Source organism: Enterobacter sp. BIDMC 27, assembly GCF_000534415.1.
GTDB lineage: Bacteria > Pseudomonadota > Gammaproteobacteria > Enterobacterales > Enterobacteriaceae > Enterobacter > Enterobacter hormaechei_C.
This window is the reverse complement of the sequence record NZ_KI973178.1, coordinates 1,794,245-1,815,082: the sequence shown is the minus strand read 5'-3', so window position 1 is coordinate 1,815,082 and position 20,838 is coordinate 1,794,245. Positions and strand designations below refer to the sequence as shown.

The 20,838-nt window shown below is 52.7% G+C and carries 21 protein-coding genes and 1 tRNA gene; 3 read left to right on the top strand and 19 right to left on the bottom strand.

Features of this window, described 5'->3' with window-relative positions; all coding sequences use genetic code 11:
• Positions 1 to 309: 309 nt before the first annotated feature.
• The 6 genes from L463_RS13980 to proB all read right to left on the bottom strand — a co-directional run bounded on the left by L463_RS13980 (position 310) and on the right by proB (position 5,558).
• A complete protein-coding gene (locus L463_RS13980; protein WP_001075424.1) occupies positions 310 to 516 on the bottom strand; it encodes a helix-turn-helix transcriptional regulator in 207 nt (68 codons plus the stop codon).
• Positions 517 to 606: 90 nt separating this feature from the next.
• Entirely contained in the window at positions 607 to 1,464 is an 858-nt protein-coding gene (locus tag L463_RS13985) for a DUF6387 family protein (RefSeq protein ID WP_032673336.1), read from the bottom strand.
• 148 nt (positions 1,465 to 1,612) lie between these two features.
• A complete protein-coding gene (locus tag L463_RS13990; protein WP_001412614.1) occupies positions 1,613 to 2,827 on the bottom strand; it encodes a tyrosine-type recombinase/integrase in 1,215 nt (404 codons plus the stop codon).
• A gap of 175 nt (positions 2,828 to 3,002) precedes the next feature.
• A tRNA-Thr gene (locus tag L463_RS13995) sits at positions 3,003 to 3,078 on the bottom strand.
• A gap of 111 nt (positions 3,079 to 3,189) precedes the next feature.
• The gene (gene proA, locus L463_RS14000) at positions 3,190 to 4,443 is read right to left on the bottom strand and encodes a glutamate-5-semialdehyde dehydrogenase (protein WP_032102827.1); all 1,254 of its coding nucleotides are present in this window, start codon (positions 4,441 to 4,443) and stop codon (positions 3,190 to 3,192) included.
• Between the two features lie 11 nt (positions 4,444 to 4,454).
• Positions 4,455 to 5,558, bottom strand: a complete 1,104-nt coding sequence (gene proB / locus L463_RS14005) for a glutamate 5-kinase (protein WP_015571369.1) — start codon at positions 5,556 to 5,558, stop codon at positions 4,455 to 4,457.
• A 305-nt stretch (positions 5,559 to 5,863) separates the two neighbouring features.
• Here proB and phoE point away from each other — a divergent pair, with 305 nt between their 5' ends.
• Complete coding sequence (gene phoE, locus L463_RS14010; protein WP_017383128.1) at positions 5,864 to 6,916, top strand: phosphoporin PhoE; 1,053 nt, start codon at positions 5,864 to 5,866, stop codon at positions 6,914 to 6,916.
• 131 nt (positions 6,917 to 7,047) lie between these two features.
• Here the strand turns inward: phoE and crl are convergent, their stop codons facing one another.
• From crl to gpt, 3 genes are all read right to left on the bottom strand, one after another.
• Positions 7,048 to 7,449: a sigma factor-binding protein Crl gene (crl, locus tag L463_RS14015; protein WP_006809999.1), complete on the bottom strand. Its 402-nt coding sequence runs from the start codon at positions 7,447 to 7,449 to the stop codon at positions 7,048 to 7,050.
• Between the two features lie 56 nt (positions 7,450 to 7,505).
• Positions 7,506 to 8,750, bottom strand: a complete 1,245-nt coding sequence (gene frsA / locus L463_RS14020; RefSeq protein ID WP_023295967.1) for an esterase FrsA — start codon at positions 8,748 to 8,750, stop codon at positions 7,506 to 7,508.
• Positions 8,751 to 8,854: 104 nt separating this feature from the next.
• Positions 8,855 to 9,313 (bottom strand): xanthine phosphoribosyltransferase, encoded by a 459-nt coding sequence (gpt, locus tag L463_RS14025; RefSeq protein WP_003863205.1) that lies wholly within the window; start codon positions 9,311 to 9,313, stop codon positions 8,855 to 8,857.
• 258 nt (positions 9,314 to 9,571) lie between these two features.
• On the opposite strand from gpt, the gene pepD reads away from it, so the two are divergent.
• Positions 9,572 to 11,029 (top strand): cytosol nonspecific dipeptidase, encoded by a 1,458-nt coding sequence (gene pepD / locus L463_RS14030; RefSeq protein WP_032102826.1) that lies wholly within the window; start codon positions 9,572 to 9,574, stop codon positions 11,027 to 11,029.
• 55 nt (positions 11,030 to 11,084) lie between these two features.
• Here the strand turns inward: pepD and dinB are convergent, their stop codons facing one another.
• From dinB to L463_RS14070, 8 genes are all read right to left on the bottom strand, one after another.
• On the bottom strand, positions 11,085 to 12,143 hold the full coding sequence (dinB, locus tag L463_RS14035) for a DNA polymerase IV (protein WP_032102824.1): 1,059 nt from the start codon (positions 12,141 to 12,143) through the stop codon (positions 11,085 to 11,087).
• 107 nt (positions 12,144 to 12,250) lie between these two features.
• The gene (nqrM, locus tag L463_RS14040) at positions 12,251 to 12,451 is read right to left on the bottom strand and encodes a (Na+)-NQR maturation NqrM (protein ID WP_003863212.1); all 201 of its coding nucleotides are present in this window, start codon (positions 12,449 to 12,451) and stop codon (positions 12,251 to 12,253) included.
• Between the two features lie 2 nt (positions 12,452 to 12,453).
• The gene (nqrF, locus tag L463_RS14045) at positions 12,454 to 13,677 is read right to left on the bottom strand and encodes an NADH:ubiquinone reductase (Na(+)-transporting) subunit F (RefSeq protein ID WP_015571374.1); all 1,224 of its coding nucleotides are present in this window, start codon (positions 13,675 to 13,677) and stop codon (positions 12,454 to 12,456) included.
• A gap of 10 nt (positions 13,678 to 13,687) precedes the next feature.
• Positions 13,688 to 14,284 carry an NADH:ubiquinone reductase (Na(+)-transporting) subunit E gene (gene nqrE, locus L463_RS14050; RefSeq protein ID WP_003863217.1) on the bottom strand — a complete coding sequence of 199 codons (597 nt, stop codon included), beginning with the start codon at positions 14,282 to 14,284 and terminating at the stop codon, positions 13,688 to 13,690.
• Between the two features lie 6 nt (positions 14,285 to 14,290).
• Positions 14,291 to 14,929, bottom strand: a complete 639-nt coding sequence (locus L463_RS14055; RefSeq protein WP_003863219.1) for an NADH:ubiquinone reductase (Na(+)-transporting) subunit D — start codon at positions 14,927 to 14,929, stop codon at positions 14,291 to 14,293.
• Positions 14,922 to 15,716 carry a Na(+)-translocating NADH-quinone reductase subunit C gene (locus L463_RS14060; protein WP_023295964.1) on the bottom strand — a complete coding sequence of 265 codons (795 nt, stop codon included), beginning with the start codon at positions 15,714 to 15,716 and terminating at the stop codon, positions 14,922 to 14,924. Before L463_RS14060 ends, L463_RS14055 begins: the two co-directional genes overlap by 8 nt.
• On the bottom strand, positions 15,709 to 16,944 hold the full coding sequence (locus L463_RS14065) for an NADH:ubiquinone reductase (Na(+)-transporting) subunit B (protein ID WP_017694468.1): 1,236 nt from the start codon (positions 16,942 to 16,944) through the stop codon (positions 15,709 to 15,711). Before L463_RS14065 ends, L463_RS14060 begins: the two co-directional genes overlap by 8 nt.
• Positions 16,945 to 16,946: 2 nt before the next feature.
• Positions 16,947 to 18,290: a Na(+)-translocating NADH-quinone reductase subunit A gene (locus L463_RS14070; protein WP_023295963.1), complete on the bottom strand. Its 1,344-nt coding sequence runs from the start codon at positions 18,288 to 18,290 to the stop codon at positions 16,947 to 16,949.
• Positions 18,291 to 18,590: 300 nt separating this feature from the next.
• On the opposite strand from L463_RS14070, the gene dpaA reads away from it, so the two are divergent.
• Entirely contained in the window at positions 18,591 to 19,331 is a 741-nt protein-coding gene (dpaA, locus tag L463_RS14075; protein ID WP_006810008.1) for a peptidoglycan meso-diaminopimelic acid protein amidase, read from the top strand.
• Here dpaA and L463_RS14080 read toward each other — a convergent pair.
• Positions 19,302 to 20,069 carry a class II glutamine amidotransferase gene (locus L463_RS14080; RefSeq protein WP_017383120.1) on the bottom strand — a complete coding sequence of 256 codons (768 nt, stop codon included), beginning with the start codon at positions 20,067 to 20,069 and terminating at the stop codon, positions 19,302 to 19,304. The two genes, dpaA and L463_RS14080, sit on opposite strands and share 30 nt — an antisense overlap.
• Positions 20,070 to 20,117: 48 nt before the next feature.
• Positions 20,118 to 20,696, bottom strand: a complete 579-nt coding sequence (gene lpcA / locus L463_RS14085) for a D-sedoheptulose 7-phosphate isomerase (RefSeq protein WP_003863232.1) — start codon at positions 20,694 to 20,696, stop codon at positions 20,118 to 20,120.
• Positions 20,697 to 20,838 lie beyond the last annotated feature (142 nt).

The following is a 20,838-nucleotide window of genomic DNA, read 5'->3' as shown; positions in this document are numbered from 1 at the left end:
TTTTTTTGTTATATATGGCTTTATTTATAATGAATTTAAATATTTAAGAAAAATTCTTTCACGTGAAAGAAACAGGTACGGCTAGTTAAAAGTATCCATACCCGATATTAAGAAAACCATCTCTAAACCTTATAGCAAAAGCTCTGCCAGAAAAAAGGTAAAGAATTCCGTTAAATATAGTAATTTTTTAGATTTAAACTTTACAAAACCTCGTTTTTTTTTGAAACTCAGTCAGTGAACTTATAAGGCCTATAAATTTACTTTCTTAATATTATTAAAAGTTAAAAGATCGATGTAGCAACATTCCTCTTAAGCAACATGCTTTCTTGAATTCTCTATAGTTAATTGAATCCATTCATCGATTTCGCTTTCGATAAAAGCAATAGCACGAATACCGATCTTTACAGGCTGTGGAAACCGATTTTGGCTGATAAGACGATAAATCCAAGCCTTACCAAATCCGGTTTTATTCATCACTTCTGACAGGCGGATAAGACGTGTGCATGGCTGATTCATGGTATTTCCCTCATCTATGTTGACGGAAATGAATATACGATTGAATCACCAGCAAAAAGAGCGACCTTCAGATCGCCAAGGGTCTGGATATCAGTCTTTATCAGAATCCGCGATTTTCATCACGTCTGAAACTCTGATGTTTTTGAGATGACTGTTTTTGTTGATGAACAGATGGAACTGACGGATGAAAGGTATACTGGCTGCTTTTATCGCCAGTGGTCTGTCTGTGTCCCGAATTTGGTGATTGAGGCGGGTCTGTTCTTCATCATCATCGTCGGTGTAAAGGAGGCGTGAAAGTCGATCTTCTGATATGCGAACCTTGTGCAGAGTAGACCATACAAGGATGTCAATCATGGGTATGAGTCTGTAGTTGATGATTTTCTTGATGGTTCCATAGCCAAACCTGATCGAATCAGATGTATCGGCTTCAATGCCCCGTACTTTACGCCATTGAGGTAGCGCGGCTTTCAAAGATTCAGCTATTTCCTCATCAGTTCCATTCGCAAGGTCTATTTCGACCATGACAGTATCTCTGAACAGCTTAGGGAGAGCTTCGGATACAGGGCTATCGAGAAATTCACGGTTAACCGAATACTCATCACTTCCACCCCAGAAAAATAATGAATTCCGTAATCCAACGATGCTGAGCTGAGCCAGCCGTTCTGTCGTGGTCAAAAAGAAATGTGGGGGTTGGTAAAGGGTGTCCTCTCTCGTGAGGTATCCGAGATGTTGCTCTGTAATAAGAAACGGTTTTCCGCTGAAAATTCGGTCAATATAGAGGTTCACGGCTTTCGCTTCGAATTCCTCATGATAAGGCTTAAAGAACAGTGTCCTTGCAAGCAGCTCATGGTAAAGCTGTATGAGAGTCAGATCTTCAAATCCTCGATAGGTATTGATATCCAACCATTTTTTAACTTCTTTGGTGTGTTCCGTTGACCAGTTTCTCATGATTGCCATTTGGTGCCTTTGTTATTCCATTCAGAAATGGATAGTTGAACTCATCTGAGCGACCAGAAGCAATAATTATAAAAAATGCAGTCATAAAAAAGAGCTACGCTCTACCGAGACATAGCCCTTAGTTCAGCATCAGCTTCCTCTATGCACGTCGATTAAACGTCCCATGCATCACATTGCCACCATTCTCAAGGCTATCCATATAGTCAGCATACCATTGCAGCATCTCACGTCTGCCATCAAGATATTGCGCATGGTTATAGGTACCACGGATAGCATTCTTATCAAGATGCGCAAGCTGGGTTTCAATCCATGCGGTGTTGTAGCCTTGTTCATGAAGAACGGTGCTCATGGTATGACGGAATCCATGCCCCGTAACGCGGCCGGTATAGCCAATTCGCTTAAACACCTGATTGATACTGGCTTCGCTCATTGTTTTACTTGGATCATTACGACCGGGGAACATTAGATGAAAATTACCAGTCATTGCCCTGATTTTTTCAATAATTTCCAATGCCTGCACGGATAACGGAACAATATGAGGACGCCGCATTTTCATGCGTTCGGCAGAAATTTCCCATAACCCTTTATCAGTATAAATTTCAGACCATAACGCACCACGTAATTCACCCGTTCGAACACCAGTGATGATCATTAGTCGGGCGGCTAACACTACCAACTCACTACCAGAGTAGCCAGCAAGGGCTTTAAAAAAGGCTGGAAGCTCCTCAATGGTCAGGAATGGATAATGTTTAGACTCATGCCCCTGCATAGCACTGGTGAGATCTGGTGCGGGGTTATACTCGGCTCTGCCTGTAACTATGGCGTAGCGAAACACTTCACCACATCGCTGACGTACTTTCTTAGCTTTCTCAGTCGCACCTCGCTCTTCCATCTTTTTGAGCACGTTAAGCAATTCCAACGGCTTGATGTCTGCAACAGGACGTTGACCGATGAACGGGAAGACATCTTTGTTGAAGGCTTCAAGAATGTCAGAGGCATATCCCGCAGACCATTTCTTCACTTTCATGTTGTGCCATTCGAGCGCAATTTGCTGAAAGGTGTTTTTTACTTCTTCGATTTGGGCTAGTTTGCTTTCTTTCTTAAACGCACTCGGATCAACGCCATTAACCAGCAGCTTTTTAGCATCATCTCTTTTGCTTCTGGCATCCGCTAAGGTAATGGTCGGGTAAACACCAAACACCACACGTTTTTCTTTACCTGCGATACGGTATTTCATGCGCCAGCTTTTGGTGCCGTTAGGGAACACCTCCAGATACATGCCCCCACCATCTGCTAACTTATAGGGTTTATCTTTAGGCTTGGCAGTCTCGACCTGTCTGGCATTGAGCTTCATTTGGGGGCATCTCCTTTAGACCGAATACAACATGCCCCCACCGATGCCCCCAACTCACCGTAGATTTTCGTGAACGTGAGTAGACGAGCAGAGACAACAAGGGCCGTGAAACGGCGTATTATAAGGATTTAAAGGGTGTTTGAGTAGACTTAGGGAGACGTTAAAATAGGTAGGATGGTGCCGATAATAGGAGTCGAACCTACGACCTTCGCATTACGAATGCGCTGCTCTACCAACTGAGCTATATCGGCCCTGAAAGGCCGGTTACGAGCGTAACCACGGGGCAAAAGAGTAGATCTAACCGGGTGATGCGTCAATGCCCTTTTGAATCAAACGGCTATTTTTGCATCACCCGCGATTATTTACCCACGAATCGTATCATCACCGTAGCCGATCCACTTGTAGGTGGTCAGCGCTTCCAGCCCCATCGGACCGCGGGCATGCAGCTTCTGAGTGCTCACAGCCACCTCCGCGCCCAGACCAAACTGGCCGCCATCGGTGAAGCGCGTCGAGGCATTCACGTAAACCGCAGACGAATCCACTTCATTCACAAAACGATCGGCATTGCGCAGGGTCCGCGTCAGGATCGCGTCAGAATGCTGGGTTCCGTGTTCACGAATGTGCGCAATAGCATCATCGAGATCCGCAACCACCTTCACGTTCAGATCCAGCGACAAATACTCATCGTCGTACTGCTCCGCGTTAACCGGAACGACCTTCGCCGGACCGTCTTTCAGCAGGGCGAGAGACTTCTCATCCGCATGCAGCGTGACGCCACTTTCCGCCATCTGCTTGCTCAGCGCTGGCAGGAAGGTACTGGCGATGCCCTGATGCACCAGCAGCGTTTCCACCGTATTACAGGTGCTTGGACGCTGTGTTTTAGCGTTGACGATAATCTTCAGCGCAGGTTCTACCTCCGCGGTGTCATCCACTACGATATGGCATACGCCAATACCACCGGTGATCACCGGAATGGTAGATTGCTCACGGCACAGCTTGTGCAAGCCCGCGCCGCCGCGTGGGATCAGCATGTCGATGTATTTGTCCATGCGCAGCATCTCGTTGACCAGCGCACGGTCGGGGCTTTCAATCGCCTGCACGGCACCCGCCGGTAAACCACACTCCTCCAGCGCCTGCTGAATGACGTTTACCGTCGCGGCGTTGGTGCGCCAGGTCTCCTTCCCGCCACGCAGGATCGCGGCATTACCGGTCTTCAGGCACAGGGAGGCGACATCCACCGTCACGTTTGGACGCGCTTCGTAAATCACCCCAATGACGCCAAGCGGCACGCGGCGACGCTCAAGGCGTAATCCGCTGTCGAGCACCCCACCGTCAATCACCTGCCCTACCGGGTCGGCGAGGTTGCACACCTGACGGACGTCGTCGGCAATACCTTTCAGACGCGCAGGGGTCAGCGCCAGACGATCGAGCATCGCTTCACTCAAGCCGTTGCTACGCGCTTCCAGCAGATCCTGCTCGTTGGCGAGCAAAATTTCCTGCGACTGAGATTCCAGATAATCAGCGATTTTTTCCAGCACGCGGTTTTTCTCGCGGCTGGAAAGGAGCGCCAGTTTATAAGAGGCGGCTTTCGCGGCTGCGCCCATTTGTTCCAGCATGTTCTGGCTCCTTAACGAATAATCATGTCGTCACGATGCACTGCAACCGGGCCATATTCATAGCCCAGGATGGCGTCGATCTGCTGGGAATGGTGACCAGCAATCCGACGCAGCGCGTCGCTGTTATAACGACTTACGCCATGAGCGATGTCGCGACCTTCAAGGTTACGGATTCGGATCACTTCACCACGCGAGAAGTTGCCTGTCACGCTTTTAATTCCTTTTGGAAGTAACGAGCTTCCTCTTTCCAGAATAGCGGCGGTCGCGCCTTCATCCACGGTCAGTTCGCCAGCCGGGGGCGCACCAAAGATCCAGCGTTTTCGGTTTTCCAGCGGGGACGCCTGGGCGTGGAAGCGAGTGCCCACAGAGATGCCTTCCATCACATCACCGATCACGCCCGGGCGGCTGCCCGCGGCGATGATGGTGTCGATACCGGCCCGGCACGCCACGTCCGCGGCCTGGAGCTTGGTGCCCATGCCGCCTGTCCCCAGACCAGAAACGCTGTCACCCGCAATGGCGCGCAGCGCATCGTCAATGCCGTGAACGTCTTTAATTAGTTCTGCCTGTGGATTAGAACGCGGGTCAGCGGTAAACAGCCCCTGCTGATCGGTCAGAAGCAGTAGCTTATCGGCCCCTGCCAGGATCGCCGCCAGCGCAGAGAGGTTATCGTTGTCGCCCACTTTGATTTCAGCGGTGGCAACAGCGTCGTTTTCGTTAATGACCGGAACGATATGGTTATCCAGCAGTGCACGCAGCGTATCGCGGGCGTTCAGGAAACGTTCTCTGTCTTCCATATCCGCACGCGTCAGCAGCATCTGCCCGACGTGAATGCCGTAGATGGAGAACAGTTGTTCCCAGAGCTGTATGAGTCGGCTTTGTCCCACGGCGGCCAGCAGCTGTTTGGAGGCGATCGTCGCGGGGAGTTCGGGGTAGCCCAGGTGTTCACGCCCGGCGGCAATCGCCCCGGAAGTCACAATCACAATACGATGCCCTGCGGCATGCAACTGAGCGCACTGACGTACAAGCTCAACGATATGGGCACGATTCAGGCGGCGCGATCCGCCTGTTAACACACTGGTACCGAGTTTTACCACCAGCGTCTGGCTGTCACTCATGATTCTCTGCCGTTCAACAATAAGGGAAAATGATGTCAGTCAGACGTTTTAACAGGTGTCAGCTCCGTTGCCAACTGCCTTAGCGCATGACCCGTCACTTTGTTGCGCGGGATCAGGAAGCGTAGCGGCAGATTTTGACAATTTTATTACCGAAAAATTAAAACATACTTTTTTAGACATATTCTTACTTTGTCATAAAACTTTCACCCACGAACGATAAAACCCTTCCTGTTTTTCACGGGGTAATAAGTCGAATCTTATTACTCAGCGAATATTAGCGCGTTTTTATAAAATCAGGATTGAAAATGAAAAAGAGCACTCTGGCATTAGTGGTAATGGGCGTAGTTGCTTCCGCATCTGTTCAGGCAGCAGAAGTTTATAATAAAAACGGGAATAAACTGGACGTGTACGGCAAAGTAAAAGCAATGCACTACATCAGTGATGATGACGCTAAGGATGGTGACCAGACTTACGTTCGTTTCGGCTTTAAGGGTGAAACGCAGATTAACGATCAGCTGACGGGCTACGGACGTTGGGAAGCTGAGTTCGCAGGTAACAAAGCTGAGAGCGACTCTTCTCAAAAAACACGTCTGGCATTTGCCGGGCTGAAACTGAAAGACTTCGGCTCACTGGATTACGGCCGTAACCTGGGCGCGCTGTATGACGTCGCCGCATACACCGATATGTTCCCGGAGTTCGGCGGTGACGGCCTGGCACAGACCGATAACTTCATGACGAAACGCGCCTCCGGTCTGGCCACATACCGTAATACCGATTTCTTTGGCCTGGTTGACGGCCTGAATATGACCCTGCAATACCAGGGCAAAAATGAAAACCGCGACGTGAAGAAGCAAAACGGTGACGGCTTCGGTACCTCCCTGAGCTATGACTTCGGCGGCAGCGATTTTTCTGTGATTGGTGCGTATGCCAGCTCCGATCGCACTAACGATCAAAACCTTCAGGCACGCGGCGAAGGTAAAAAAGCAGAAGGCTGGGCAACCGGTTTGAAATATGATGCCAACGATATTTATCTGGCCACTATCTATTCCGAAACCCGCAATATGGCCCCTATTTCCGGTGGCTTTGCAAATAAAGCGCAAAACTTCGAAGTGGTCGCGCAATATCAATTTGACTTTGGTCTGCGTCCATCTCTGGGTTACGTGCAGTCTAAAGGCAAAGATATCGAAGGTATCGGCGATGAAGATATCGTGAAATACATCGACGTAGGTGCGACATATTATTTCAACAAAAATATGTCTGCGTTTGTTGATTATAAGATCAACCAGATCGATGACGATAATAAACTGGGCGTAAGCAGCGATGATATCGTTGCGCTGGGCATGACCTACCAGTTCTGATGTTGTGGTAATAAAAAACCGGCGCTGAGCCGGTTTTTTTGTGCCCGGTGACGCTATGCTTACCGGGCGTACGGGATAGTAAATTTTTCATGCCGGGTAAGGCGTAGCCGCCACCCGGCGCTGTGACATCATCAGGCTCTCAGTTTCACCGCTTCGCTGGAAAAATCGTCCGCAGGCTCCAGCTTCAGATCCAGCGTCGCCAGCAGATCACGAGCTTTGCCGTGAAATTCTTTTAGCGTATGCTCCAGACGATCGATCACTTCCTGATCTTTGATGCTCGTCGCCTGCCAGTGCCCGTCTTTATTAAACAGGCCAAACTGATAGCTATAGGTAAAACGGTTTTCCTGTGCTTCCATTTCCATCCACCAGCCCCAGAACTCACGTTTTTCGGGTGCAGGCTTCACGTTGACGCAAACAGCCAGGCAGTCGAAAAAAAAGCGATTCTCTTCACACTGCTCTTCTCGAATATACGGGCCAAGAGCCATGAACTTCTTAATCAGTCTACTTTTCGGGTGTCCACTCGGTAACGTCATTGCGATCTCCTTTTGTGAAGCACTGTTTTACCAAACCAACGAAATTTAGCAAACTATTAACACAATCTCTGCGTGATCCAGCGTGTGATCTCTTTCAGCGCTTTGTCAAAATTCTGGTACACCGGGCTGAAGGGTACCTCCAGCAATTTACCATCAGAAGATGACGACGTGATTAAGCGTGACTCCTCTTCCGGGCTAAACGGATCGTTCTTCCAGAAACCGGACATCATCGGGGTTGGGCAGCGGCGGCCGAGTAAGCCCTGCGTTTTTAATGAATAACGATTAAGTTCAATGCGCAACGCTTCGTCTGAAGCATCATGCATGCCAAGTCGGCTCGCCAGCACGTCCAGATACATCTCAGGAACGCTACCCTGACGCGCAGGATCGCTTAACAGAGCATGCACCACCGGGCCAAGACAGGCGACGGCCTTCAGGCGTGAAGATTCAAGGTAGGCAAGCCGTACCGCGACGTTAGCGCCAAAGCGGAAGCCAAACGCGCCAACCCGGGTGTGGTCAACCCAAGGGATATTCTCCAGCGCTTTTAATGCATGCTGATGCAGCAGGCTGGAGTCTTGCGTAAGTTTCCATTTGGATGAAAAACCAATGGAAGGCATATCAAGCGTCAGCATGGCGATTCCGTTTGGGGCAAAGTAGCGCTCATACAGGCTGTAATAGTCAATTTGTAACGAGTCCAGTCCACCGCACATCAGAACCGTCGGGAACGGTCCTTCCCCCTCCGGCATATGCAGGAATCCGGTCACCGGGCTGCCACCGGGAATGGCGAACTCAATTTCACGCATCCGGCCAGGCAACCGCTGCGCGGCCTCTTCATAAGCCCGGTTTGCCAGCGCCTGGGCCTGCTCTGCCAGTTCGTCGCCTTTAAGATGCGGATATGCAGCGATGCTGTACAGATTTGCCGCATGCAGCCAGTGCTTTCCGCTGAGAGTGGCATCTTCTTCCTGGCTCGCTTTTTGCTGCCAGAGCATGGCCTGCTTTGACCATTCGTAGATCCAGTTTCCACCACGGTAGCCCACCACCGTATCGTAGAGATCGCTGTCGGTACGCTCGGACTCGCTCATCACGATACGCGCCTGCACGTCGAGGATTTCACGCGGATCGATGCCGCGCCAGATCCACATCAGGCGGTTAATCATTCGATACCAGTGGGGCACGTTCTTACCGTCTAACGCTGACTGAACGGCAGGCATTGTCCCCGGATTAAAACGACGCACCAGCGTCGACGTTTCAGGGTGCTTGAAACGGGGTTTGAAGAGAGTTTCGGTAAGATTCGCCTGCGTCATTGCGTTGCCTCCATGGATACGTCATATGAAGACCATTGTAACGCGTGGCAGGCTAAAAAGAACAACGCCCGGCATAACCGGGCGTGTAAAGTTACGTACTGAAATTAACGGCCAGAGATAGGCGGTACGAAGACCACGCCCATATCCCATGGCTGTTCAATCCAGGTATCCTGCGGGATATCAATAACGTAATCATCAACCAGTGGGCGACCCGCTGGTTTCGCGAAGATAGTGACGAAGTGCGCTTTTGGATACATTTCGCGGATAGCCACCGCGGTACCGCCGGTGTCCACCAGATCGTCGATAACGATAAAGCCTTCACCGTCGCCTTCCGCGCGTTTCAGCACTTTCAGTTCGCGCTGGTTGTCGTGATCGTAGCTGGAGATACATACGGTATCGACATGACGAATACCCAGCTCACGTGCCAGCAGCGCCCCCGGTACCAGACCGCCACGGCTGACGGCAATAATGCCTTTCCACTGTTCGGAAGGCATCAGACGCGCAGCCAGTTTGCGTGCGTGAATCTGCAACATGTCCCAGGTGACGACGTATTTTTCGCTCATGTGAAGTGTCCCAGCCTGTTTATATACGGCTTAAAAAAATGAGGGTGAACCAGGTTGCGCGAGATTATAGAGATCTGACGCACTAAAAACCAGTGTTACGCGCCATGAGCCTGAGTTTTTACATGCTTAATGCTACCAGCCACGGGAGAAAGTGGTATTCTCAGTTGCATCTCGCAAGCCTGACTTGTGGTAACGATTAACCTGCTAACCCTGTGACCTGCAACATTGTTTTGCAGCGCAACGACAAGGAGACCTATCGTGTCTGAACTGTCTCAATTATCTCCACAGCCGCTGTGGGATATTTTTGCCAAAATCTGCTCCATTCCGCACCCTTCCTATCACGAAGAACAGCTTGCCGAACATATTATGGGTTGGGCGAAGGAAAAAGGTCTGCACGCTGAGCGCGACCAGGTTGGAAATATTCTTATCCGCAAACCTGCCACCGCAGGTATGGAAAACCGTAAGCCAGTGGTATTGCAGGCGCACCTGGATATGGTTCCGCAGAAAAACAACGACACCGTTCACGACTTCACAAAAGACCCGATCCAGCCTTACATCGACGGTGAGTGGGTGAAGGCGCGCGGCACGACTCTGGGCGCAGATAACGGCATTGGTATGGCTTCCGCGCTGGCCGTGCTGGCTGACGACAGCGTTGAACACGGTCCGCTGGAAGTGCTGCTGACTATGACTGAAGAAGCGGGCATGGATGGCGCGTTCGGTCTCCAGGCAAACTGGCTGCAAGCGGACATTCTGATCAACACCGACTCCGAAGAAGAGGGTGAGATCTACATGGGCTGCGCGGGCGGGATCGATTTTATCTCTACCCTGCCGCTGTCCCGCGAAGCGATCCCTGCCGGATTCGAGACCTTTAAGCTGACGCTGAAAGGACTGAAAGGCGGTCACTCCGGCGGTGATATTCACCTGGGCCTGGGCAACGCCAACAAACTGCTGGCGCGTTTCCTGGCGGGCCATGCTGCTGAACTGGATCTGCGTCTGGTGGACTTCAACGGCGGTACTCTGCGTAACGCGATCCCTCGCGAAGCCTTCGCTACCGTGGCGGTGCCTGCGTCGAAAGCGGACGAGCTGAAAAAACTCTCCAGCGTGTATCTGGAGATCCTGAAAAACGAACTGTCTGCAAAAGAGAAAAACCTGACGGTGGTGCTGGAGTCCGTTACGACGGATAAAGCCGCGCTGACCGCACAGTCTCGTGACACGTTCGTCCAGCTGCTGAACGCAACGCCAAACGGCGTTATTCGCAACTCTGACGTGGCGAAAGGCGTGGTGGAAACCTCCCTGAACGTGGGCGTGGTGACCATGGGTGACGACAGCGCAGAGATCATCTGCCTGATCCGTTCCCTGATCGACAGCGGTAAAGAGTACGTTGTGAGCATGCTGAAATCTCTGGGTACCCTGGCGGGCGCGAAAACGTCTGCAAAAGGCAGCTACCCGGGCTGGCAGCCGGATGCAAGTTCTCCGGTCATGGCACTGGTGCGTGAAACTTATCAGCGACTGTTCAACAGCACCCCGAACATTCAGGTTATTCATGCGGGTCTGGAGTGTGGTCTGTTCAAGAAACCGTATCCGGATATGGACATGGTCTCCATCGGGCCAACCATCACCGGGCCACACTCCCCGGATGAGCAGGTTCACATTGAAAGCGTCGGTCACTACTGGACGCTGCTGACTGAGCTGCTGAAAGCAATTCCTGTTAAGTAATTAGCCGTTTGATGCCCGGTGGCGCTACGCTTGCCGGGCCTACGATTAGCGTAATCTACAGTCCCAACACCAGTTGACGCTCCAGCTGCGGATCCAGCAAGGTGACGTGCAGCCCCACCAGCCTCACCCCTCGTCCGCCCCGCCGTTCTTCCCACGCCTTTTTCGCCGTCGCGATAAGATCCTCTTTGTTGAGGCGTGGCCAGACGTGCTCCTGCGTCGTCTGCTGAAAATCGTTAAATTTCAGTTTGATGCCCTGTCGGGCAATAAGCAGATCCGGTTTGACCTTCAGTAAGCGTCGTTCAAGCTCAGGATAAAGCTGTTCCGTAATAATGGTTTCACACTCGGTCCAGTCATGGATATCTTCGCTCAGCGTGCGTTCAACGCCGACCGATTTACGCAGCCGTTCGTTGTTCACATCCCGGTCATCAATGCCCTGACTGCGTTCCCACAGTACGCGGCCAAACTTGCCAAAACGCTTAAGCAGCAGCGCCAGATCGCTGCGCTGAACGTCTTCGCAGGTGCGTAGCCCCATATTTTCCAGCTTCGCGGCGGAGACTTTGCCCACGCCGGGGATTTTGCTGAGCGGCAGCGTCTTTAAAAACGCCGGAACCTCTTCCGGAGTGATGACGTACTGGCCGTTGGGCTTATTTAAATCGGAGGCGATTTTGGCGAGAAATTTGACCGGCGCGACGCCTGCCGATGCCGTCAGGTTCAGCTCGTTAAAAATAGTCTGGCGGATCTCCTGCGCCATGAGGGTGGCGGAGCCGTGGCAGTGCACGCCGTGGGTGACATCCAGATAGGCTTCATCCAGCGATAACGGTTCAATCAGTGAGGTGTAGCGGGAGAAGATCTCCCGAATGTGGCTCGATGCTTCTTTATAGGCATCAAAACGTCCGGGCAAAAGAGTGAGATGCGGGCACAGTTTCAGCGCCATCGCTGTCGGCATGGCGCTGCGTACACCGTATTTGCGAGCAGGATAGTTGGCGGTGCTGATGACACCGCGCTGAACCCGGCTGCCGCCAATGGCGATCGGAATATCCCGCAGCGCCGGGTTGTCACGCATCTCCACTGCGGCAAAAAAGCAGTCCATATCGACATGGATTATTTTGCGCATAGTAAGCCCTCACTTATTACTGGATAAGTATACAGTAAACAAATGAGGGTTGAGAAGTGCGCGCAGGAATTGTCGGGTGGCGGCGTTGCCTTACCCGACCTGGAAGACTAAATAATGCGTTGCTGCTCGCGAGCCATCCGCTTTTTCCGCGCATCGCACGGTTCCGGACAATCGCACACTTTTTCCATTCCGATGGAAGAGATGCCTCCGCAACTGCCCTGAATGCTTTTACGCTTGATGATCCAGCCTAAGGACATGCCGAAGATCACCAACACAAACACCGCAAAGGTCGCCAGAAAAGTCAGCATAATCAGCCTCCGAAATCATCAAGCATGATGTTCTCATCTTCCACGCCAAGATCTTTTAGCATCTTAATCACGGCGGCGTTCATCATTGGCGGACCACACATATAGAACTCGCAATCTTCCGGTGCCGGGTGCTGTTTGAGGTAATTTTCATACAGCACGTTGTGGATGAAGCCCGTATAGCCTGTCCAGTTATCTTCCGGCTGCGGATCGGATAGCGCCACATGGAAGGTAAAGTTAGGGTTATCACGCGCCAGTTGTTCAAACTCATCGTCATAGAACATTTCGCGCAGTGAACGCGCCCCGTACCAGAAGCTGATCTTACGCTTGCTGCCAAGTCGTTTGAGCTGGTCAAAAATATGCGAACGCATCGGCGCCATACCCGCACCGCCGCCGATAAAGACCATCTCCGCGTCAGTATCTTTGGCAAAGAATTCGCCGAACGGGCCGGAAATCGTCACTTTGTCGCCAGGCTTGAGGGACCAGATATACGACGACATGACGCCAGGAGGGGCATCAGGCACATTCGGTGGCGGCGTGGCGATACGCACGTTGAGCATAATAATGCCCTTCTCTTCCGGATAGTTAGCCATGGAATAGGCGCGAAGCGCGGGCTCTTTTACCTCGGAAACAAAGCGGAAGAGGTTAAATTTATCCCAGTCTGCCCGGTACTCCTCAGGCACATCGAAGTCAGCATACGCGACGGTGTGTGCCGGACAATCAATCTGGATATACCCACCCGCACGGAACGGGACGCTCTCCCCTTCAGGGACACGCAGCTTGAGCTCTTTGATGAACGTGGCTTTGTTATCGTTAGAGATAACTTCGCACTCCCATTTTTTCACGCCGAAGATCTCCTCCGGCAGCTCAATCTTCATGTTCTGGCGCACAGCGACCTGGCACGCCAGACGGCATCCCTCTTTCGCTTCACGCTTCGTGATATGCGACAGTTCCGTTGGCAGAATATCACCGCCGCCCTCTTTGACCGTCACACGGCACTGGCCACAGGAGCCACCGCCGCCACAGGCAGACGAGACAAAAATCCCGTTGCCGGAGAGCGTGTTAAGCAGCTTATCCCCTGCCGGGGTACGGATCTGATTCTGCGGATCGTCATTGATATCAATGATCACATCCCCGGAATTGACCAGCTTCGCACGCGCCGCCAGGATCAGCCCTGACAGCACCAGTACTATCAGCGTGAACATCACCACGCCAAGAATAATTTCCATCTGTTAGCCCTTATAGCTGCACACCGGAGAAGGACATAAAGCCCAACGCCATCAGGCCGGTGGTGATAAAGGTGATCCCTAAGCCACGAAGCCCCGCAGGTACGTTGGCATATTTCATTTTTTCACGGATCCCCGCCATGGTGACAATCGCCAGCATCCAGCCGATACCGGAACCGAAGCCATACACAACCGATTCACTGAAATTGTAATCGCGCTGAACCATAAACGAGACGCCACCGAAGATGGCGCAGTTCACGGCGATCAGCGGCAGGAAGATCCCCAGCGCGTTGTACAGCGACGGGAAGTATTTATCGAGGATCATCTCCAGGATCTGAACAAGCGCCGCAATCACTCCGATAAAGGTGATGAAGTTCAGGAAGCTAAGATCAACCCCCTCCACCAGCGCGCCATCGCGCAGCACGAAGTTGAATACCAGGTTGTTAATCGGAACGGAAAGCCCCAGCACAACGGTAACTGCCACGCCCAGACCAAATGCCGTCGATACCTTTTTAGAAACGGCAAGGAACGTACACATGCCCAGGAAGAAAGCGAGCGCCATGTTTTCAACAAACACCGCGCGCACAAATAAACTCAGGTAATGAGCCATTGTCGGTTACTCCTTTTCCTGCTGTTCAGGCTTCAACGTACGAATCAGCCAGATCAGCAAACCGATAATGAAAAATGCGCTTGGGGCCAGCAGGAACAGGCCGTTCGGCAGATACCAGCCGCCGTTCTGTACCGTATCCAGCACCGGAATGCCAAACAGCTTGCCGCTGCCAATAAGTTCGCGCAGGAAACCAACCGTCAACAGGATCACGCCGTAACCCAGGCCGTTACCGATACCGTCCATAAAGCTCGCCAGCGGTGGCATTTTCATCGCATAGGCTTCAGCACGCCCCATCACGATGCAGTTGGTGATTATCAGGCCGACAAACACCGAAAGCTGCTTCGAGGTTTCATAGGCGAAGGCGCGCAGGAGCTGATCGACCACGATCACCAGCGAGGCGATAATCGCCATCTGCACGATGATCCTCACGCTGTTGGGTATGTGGTGGCGGATCATTGAGATAAACATGCTGGAAAACGCTGTCACCAGCGTTACCGCCAGCGTCATGACCACCGCCGTTTCCAGCTTGGTGGTCACCGCCAGCGCCGAGCACACCCCCAGCACCTGTAGCGTTATCGGGTTATTGGCTAACAGCGGGCCAATCAGCACCTTTTTAACTTCTTTCAGTTCACCCGTATCAGCCATTATTCAGCGCTCCTTCACGTACATTCTTCAGGAAGGGACCAAAGCCCAGTTCACCCATCCAGAAATCAAAGCTGTGCTGTACACCGTTAGAGGTGAGCGTGGCGCCGGAAAGGCCATCAACGGCAAATTCATCGCCGGGACGCGCGCCCCCTTTCACCACCTTCAGCGCAGGCTGGCCGTTGTCGTCGAGCACTTTTTTACCAACAAACTGTGCTCGCCAGTTAGGGTTCTCAACTTCGCCCCCCAGCCCTGGTGTTTCGCCCTGATCGTAATAAGTAATGCCTTTCACCGTACGACCATCGGTATCCAACGCCACAAAGGCGTACATCATTGACCATAAACCGTTGCCATAGATGGGCAACACGATTTCCTGGATGCGCTTTTGCTCGTCACGGACGAGGTAAATCTCCGCGACATTGCTGCGGCGCTTAATGCCTGCCGGATCCTGCGAGGCGTCAAGCGTGGTGCTCATCTGCGGATCTTTTAGCGCCAGCGCCTGGTTGTATTTCGCCGGGTCTTTATCCATTAACTCCCCGGTTTTTAAATCCACCAGCCGTGCGGTAATACGTTCGGCAAACACCGCTGCGACGTCATCCTTCGTCATGCCTTCCTGCATCAGCCCGGCCACGGCCAGGATGTTACGCTGTTTATCCAGCGCTCGTTGCTCTTGCTGTAGCGGCTTTAACCCTACGGCAGAACCGGCCACGACAATAGAACAGACCAGACACAGTACCAGCACCACCAGCAGCGTTTTGCTGATGCTGTCGTTATTTTTGATCTCAGCCACGCGCCTTCCTCCGCTTAATGTTGGCGCGCACGACCAGGTAGTCGAACAGCGGCGCAAACAGATTGGCAAACAGAATGGCCAACATCATCCCTTCCGGATAAGCCGGGTTGACCACGCGAATCAGTACACACATCACCCCAATGAGCGCGCCGTAACACCATTTACCTCTGTCGGTAAACGAAGCCGAGACCGGATCGGTGGCCATGAACATCATGCCAAACGCAAAGCCTCCCAGCACGAGGTGCCAGTACCACGGCATGGAGAACATCGGGTTTGTGTCTGAACCAATGAAGTTGAAAAGCGTGGCGGTGAGTACCATCCCGAGCATGACGCCTGCGACAATGCGCCAGGACGCCACGCGGCCAAAGAGGATGATGGCCCCGCCGATCAAAATCATCAGGGTAGACACTTCACCGATGGAGCCTGGAATATTGCCGATAAACGCATCAAACCAGGTGACAGGCTGTCCGGTTGCATTATTGACCAGCGTTTCGCCGCCGCCAGCCGCCCACTGTGAAAGTGGCGTCGCGCCGGAGAATCCGTCTGCTGCCGTCCACACCAGGTCGCCCGAGATTTGCGCCGGATAAGCAAAGAACAGGAACGCGCGCCCTGCCAGCGCCGGATTGAGGAAGTTGCGTCCGGTCCCGCCGAAGATCTCCTTGGCAATCACCACGCCAAAGCTGATCCCCATCGCCGCCTGCCAGAGCGGCAGCGTTGGCGGAACAATCAGCGCAAACAGAATAGAGGTAACAAAGAAGCCCTCGTTGATCTCATGTTTGCGAATAATAGCGAACAGCACCTCCCAGAAACCGCCCACGATAAAGACAGTCATATAGATAGGGAGGAAGAAGACAGCGCCCAGCGTCATCATGCTGACCCAGCTGGCATCTGCCGCAAAGCTCACCCCCAGCGACTGCGCCAGACGATAGTGCCAGTCAGACTGAATCACCTGCGCCAGCTGCTCTGCATCGTACATATGGTGCAGCGCCGGAATAGTTTGCAACCCAACGTTATACATCCCCCAGAACATGGCCGGGAAGACCGCAAACCAGACCAGAATCATCATTCGCTTGAGGTCGATGGCGTCGCGAACGTGCGCCGCGCCTTTCGTCACCAGACCCGGCGTGTAGAAAATGGTCGTTGTCGCTTCATACAGCGGGTAGTACTTTTTGAGCTTCCCTTCGGTAAAGTGCGGCTCAATTTTTTCAAAGAGGTGTTTTAAGCCCATGGTTATCCTTCCTGCTCAATGCGGGTTAACACCTCGCGCAATACGGGTCCATATTCGTATTTACCTGGACACACGTAGGTACACAGCGCCAGATCTTCTTCGTCCAGCTCCAGACAGCCCAACGCCTGGGCACCGTCGGTATCGCCGGCCAGGAGATCGCGCAGCAGCACGGTGGGCAGAATATCCAGCGGCATCACGCGTTCGTAGTTGCCAATCGGAACCATGGCGCGCTCACCGCCGTTGGTGCTGGTGGAGAAGTTAAACAGCTTACGACGCAGGAAGTGGCCGAGCGTGGTGCGCGTTACCGAGTATTTTTCTGCACCAGGCAGTACCCAGCCGAACAGCTCTTTCTCGCGTCCTTCAAGCACAACGCTCACCTGAAGATGGAAACGACCCAGCCAGGCCATCGGGCCTGTCGCGTGCCTGCCGCTCAGCACCGAACCGGAAATAATACGGTTTTCACCCTCTTTCGTTTCGCCAGCCAACAGCGCCGTCAGGTCCGCCCCAAGCAGCGTGCGAACCAGACGCGGTTGGGTTGCCTGAGGGCCGCCGATGGCAATAATGCGTTCTGCGCACAGCTCACCCGTGGTGAACAGCTTACCGATAGCGATCACGTCCTGATAATTAAGATGCCAGACCTGTTTCGTCAGGCTTACCGGCTCCAGGAAATGAATATGCGTTCCCACCAGCCCGGCCGGATGCGGGCCGGCAAATTCATTAAAGGCTACCTGCCCTTGCGGATGCCCGCCCAGCTTACCGCCGCTGGCCTGGCAGACATGCACTTTGCCCGGCGTCAGGCGCGTTAACACGGTGAGGCCGGCATCGAAAGCTTTGCGTTCAGCCAGGATAAGAGGCTGCGGATCTGCGCTGAGCGGGTTGGTGTCGATGGCCGTGACGAAGATAGCGGCCGGCACAGTGCCAGGCACGGGCGTTTTGCTATAGGGGCGCGTGCGAAGCGCCGTCCACAGTCCCGACTCCAGCAGTTGCGTCTGCACCGCGTCGTGGCTGAGGGTGGCAAGATCGGCGGCGTCAAAACGCGCAAATTCGCGTTTCTCATCGCCTTCAATTTGAATAACAACCGATTGCAGGACGCGACGCTCACCACGATGGATGGCGACAACGGTGCCGCTGGCTGGGGCTGTAAACATAACGCCAGGATTTTTTTTATCCTCGAAGAGCGCCTGGCCTTTTATTACGCGATCGCCTTCCTGTACCAGCATCGCGGGACGCATGCCCACGTAATCATCACCTACAATAGCGACATGATGAATACTGGCGCCGGTGGTAACGTGCTGTTCAGGCACGCCAGAGATTGGCAGATCGAGTCCTTTTCTGATTCTAAACATGTGGTTAGCAGGTATCCATGAACAACAATCCAGAGAGGCCGGAGTGTATCATTTTCGGCCCTGCCAGGGGCAGCAAATCCGCCGACTGGCGCGCCGAAATGCGAGCTATTGCGCAAAGTTCCTGGAGTCAGGACAATGTGAATGGGTTATAAAGTAAAACTAATTTGTAAACGCAAAGGTTGGCTCTTGCGAAAATCTCCATCGGTGCTAATGTGAGCGCTCCTGTCCAGATTAGTCTGATTTCGGGTGTCTTTTGCCGTTCTGGCAAGTTGGTCATTGTTTTATCAAGGAACCAGTAGTATGCGTAAAATCGCATTGTTCATTGCGATGCTTCTGATACCGTGCATGTCGTTTGCCGGGCTGCTTGGCAGTAATAGTTCAACGACGCCGGTCAGCAAAGAGTATAAACAGCAGTTGATGGGATCCCCGGTTTATATTCAAATCTTCAAGGAAGAGCGCACACTCGATCTGTTTGTCAAAATGGGCGAGACGTATCAGCTGCTCGATAGCTACAAAATCTGTAACTATTCTGGCGGGCTGGGGCCGAAACAGCGCCAGGGTGACTTCAAAAGTCCGGAAGGGTTTTACAACGTTCAGCGTAACCAGCTAAAACCGGACAGCCGCTTCTATAAAGCGATTAACATCGGTTTCCCCAATGCCTTCGACCGTGCGCACGGTTACGAAGGGAAATACCTGATGATTCACGGTGCCTGCGTGTCAGTCGGTTGTTATGCGATGACGGATTCCGGCATTGATGAAATCTTCCAGTTTGTCACGGGCGCACTGGTCTTCGGCCAGCCGAATGTTCAGGTCAGCATCTATCCGTTCCGTATGACGGATGCGAACATGGCGCGCCATAAGTACTCTGTTTACACAGATTTCTGGAAACAGCTAAAACCGGGCTATGACTACTTCGAGCAGACCCATAAGCCGCCGGTGGTGTCCATCGTCAATGGCCGTTACGTGGTGAGTAAACCGCTCAGCCATGAAGTGGTTCAGCCGCAGCTGGCGTCAAATTACGCGGTCCCCGAGACAAAATAGCGCCCACTCGCCTGGCATGATCTTTTGCCAGGTTTCGTTGCCGGTCAGCGGCTGCGTTGCAATGACAGTGACCACATCGTTCGGTGTGGTCTCCTTCTGAAAATCAATTTCCACATCCTGATCGAGCAGCGTGGCGACGCCAAACGGCGCACGTCGGGTGATCCAGAACAGATTCGTCGAGCAGAACGCCATCACGTAGCGCCCGTCAGACAGCAGCATATTAAAGACGCCCTTCTCGCGTAACTCAGACGCCAGTGACGCTATGTACTTAAAAACGGCGGTCATGTTGCCGGGCGTACGGGGGTAGCGCTCGGTAAGCTTGTGCAGCAGCCAGCAAAATGCTTTTTCGCTGTCCGTTTCACCGACAGGACGGAAATTGCCGGTTTCCAGTGATTTATAGCCCGAGAGCTGCCCGTTGTGCGCATAGGTCCAGTTACGGCCCCACAGTTCACGGGTAAACGGATGGGTATTTTCCAGCGCCACTTCGCCGCGATTTGCCTGGCGGATATGGGCGATCACCGAACAGGATTTAATAGGATAGTCCTGCACCAGTCTGGCAATGGGTGAGTTAAAGCTGGGTTGTGGATCTTTAAACGTGCGACATCCTTTGCCTTCGTAGAAGGTAATACCCCAGCCGTCTTTATGCGGCCCGGTTCCTCCACCGCGCTGAACCAGCCCGGTAAAACTAAAGCAGATATCGGTTGGCACATTGGCGCTCATCCCGAGCAGTTCGCACATAGATCACCTCCACAACAGCGGGGGGCACCGGCGCCCCCCAGCGAAGTCTTACTTAACCATCTCTTTTTCGATCAGTTGGATCAGGATGTGGATCACTTTGATGTGAATTTCCTGAACGCGATCCGCATAACCGAAGTGTGGTACACGGATTTCAATGTCCGCTGTACCGTCCATCTTACCGCCATCTTTCCCGGTCAGGGTGATCACTTTCATGCCCTTCTCACGCGCGGCGGCGATCGCTTTGATCACGTTAGCAGAGTTACCGGACGTGGAGATACCCAGCAGCACGTCGCCTTCACGGCCTACGGCTTCAACGTAGCGGGAAAAGATATGGTCGTAACCGAAGTCGTTGCCTACACAGGAGATGTGGCTCACGTCGGAAATCGCAATCGCCGGGTAGCCCGGACGGTTTTCGCGATAGCGTCCGGTCAGCTCTTCGGCGAAGTGCATGGCGTCACAGTGGGAACCGCCGTTACCGCAGGAGAGCACTTTACCGCCGGCTTTGAAGCTGTCGGCAAGCAGGACCGCCGCGCGCTGAATAGCGTGAATATTGGCATCATCTTTCAGAAAATTCGCCAGCGTTTCCGCCGCTTCGTTCAGTTCGTTACGAATAAGATCCTGGTACATGAGGATAATCCTTCAGTATTGATTAAATAACACAGTGGAGTGTACCGGATAGCAGTAAAAGCGAGAAGCTAAAGCCATGCGAATCGTCCGGCGTTTTGATTTTTTGTGCCGGCTAAAACGCGAACAATGTGAACCAGGTTGT

Bases quoted from the DNA above. Each gene is read 5' to 3' on its own strand.
- L463_RS13980 (WP_001075424.1), bottom strand. From the start codon at position 516: ATGAATCAGCCATGCACACGTCTTATCCGCCTGTCAGAAGTGATGAAT.
- L463_RS13985 (WP_032673336.1), bottom strand. From the start codon at position 1,464: ATGAGAAACTGGTCAACGGAACACACCAAAGAAGTTAAAAAATGGTTG.
- L463_RS13990 (WP_001412614.1), bottom strand. From the start codon at position 2,827: ATGAAGCTCAATGCCAGACAGGTCGAGACTGCCAAGCCTAAAGATAAA.
- proA (WP_032102827.1), bottom strand. From the start codon at position 4,443: ATGCTGGAACAAATGGGCGCAGCCGCGAAAGCCGCCTCTTATAAACTG.
- proB (WP_015571369.1), bottom strand. From the start codon at position 5,558: ATGAGTGACAGCCAGACGCTGGTGGTAAAACTCGGTACCAGTGTGTTA.
- phoE (WP_017383128.1), top strand. From the start codon at position 5,864: ATGAAAAAGAGCACTCTGGCATTAGTGGTAATGGGCGTAGTTGCTTCC.
- crl (WP_006809999.1), bottom strand. From the start codon at position 7,449: ATGACGTTACCGAGTGGACACCCGAAAAGTAGACTGATTAAGAAGTTC.
- frsA (WP_023295967.1), bottom strand. From the start codon at position 8,750: ATGACGCAGGCGAATCTTACCGAAACTCTCTTCAAACCCCGTTTCAAG.
- gpt (WP_003863205.1), bottom strand. From the start codon at position 9,313: ATGAGCGAAAAATACGTCGTCACCTGGGACATGTTGCAGATTCACGCA.
- dinB (WP_032102824.1), bottom strand. From the start codon at position 12,143: ATGCGCAAAATAATCCATGTCGATATGGACTGCTTTTTTGCCGCAGTG.
- nqrM (WP_003863212.1), bottom strand. From the start codon at position 12,451: ATGCTGACTTTTCTGGCGACCTTTGCGGTGTTTGTGTTGGTGATCTTC.
- nqrF (WP_015571374.1), bottom strand. From the start codon at position 13,677: ATGGAAATTATTCTTGGCGTGGTGATGTTCACGCTGATAGTACTGGTG.
- nqrE (WP_003863217.1), bottom strand. From the start codon at position 14,284: ATGGCTCATTACCTGAGTTTATTTGTGCGCGCGGTGTTTGTTGAAAAC.
- L463_RS14055 (WP_003863219.1), bottom strand. From the start codon at position 14,929: ATGGCTGATACGGGTGAACTGAAAGAAGTTAAAAAGGTGCTGATTGGC.
- L463_RS14065 (WP_017694468.1), bottom strand. From the start codon at position 16,944: ATGGGCTTAAAACACCTCTTTGAAAAAATTGAGCCGCACTTTACCGAA.
- L463_RS14070 (WP_023295963.1), bottom strand. From the start codon at position 18,290: ATGTTTAGAATCAGAAAAGGACTCGATCTGCCAATCTCTGGCGTGCCT.
- dpaA (WP_006810008.1), top strand. From the start codon at position 18,591: ATGCGTAAAATCGCATTGTTCATTGCGATGCTTCTGATACCGTGCATG.
- L463_RS14080 (WP_017383120.1), bottom strand. From the start codon at position 20,069: ATGTGCGAACTGCTCGGGATGAGCGCCAATGTGCCAACCGATATCTGC.
- lpcA (WP_003863232.1), bottom strand. From the start codon at position 20,696: ATGTACCAGGATCTTATTCGTAACGAACTGAACGAAGCGGCGGAAACG.